General features: G+C 66.3%; 1 protein-coding gene. It reads right to left on the reverse strand.

The window, feature by feature from the left end; all coding sequences use genetic code 11:
• On the reverse strand, positions 1-489 hold a 489-nt coding region (locus AACY52_RS30430), incomplete at both ends, for an FAD-binding oxidoreductase (RefSeq protein WP_339561401.1).

A 489-nucleotide genomic window follows, 5' to 3' on the forward strand; every position in this document is an offset into this window, starting at 1 on the left:
GCTGCACTGCTGGTCCGCTGGCCCGTTCAGCCGCAGACAAGGAATCGCGGATGCGCCAGAACGCTTCCGCTTGCGCTTCCGATGCTGCGATCGTCGCATCGGCAACCAGGCCATCGGCCATCGCGGCACTCAGTTCCCGCTCCAGCAATATGGCGGGCGATTCGGCTGCGGCATTGGCGGTTGTCGCCTCGATCAGCACGTGCCACGCATGCTGCCCGGTCAACGGCGCACGTGTGCCGGGAACGTGGTCGAGGACCAGCGCCAGCGAATCGCCCGGGATGATCTCGAAACTTTCGATCGAATCGCTTGTGCGCTCGAGCCGCCGCAGCAAAGCCAGCGCCGCCTCGGGATCGGGCACCCCGGCCCACGCCACCGCCCGCTGCAGCACCGCCGGATAAAGGCGCACGGTCACCGCCGTGATGATGCCGAGCGTGCCCTCCCCGCCGATGAAGAGGTTGTGCAGATTGTAGCCGGTGTTGTCCTTCTTCA

It is taken from the genome of Pseudomonas sp. EA_65y_Pfl1_P113, from assembly GCF_963970525.1.
GTDB classification, from domain to species: Bacteria; Pseudomonadota; Gammaproteobacteria; order Pseudomonadales; family Pseudomonadaceae; genus Aquipseudomonas; species Aquipseudomonas tritici.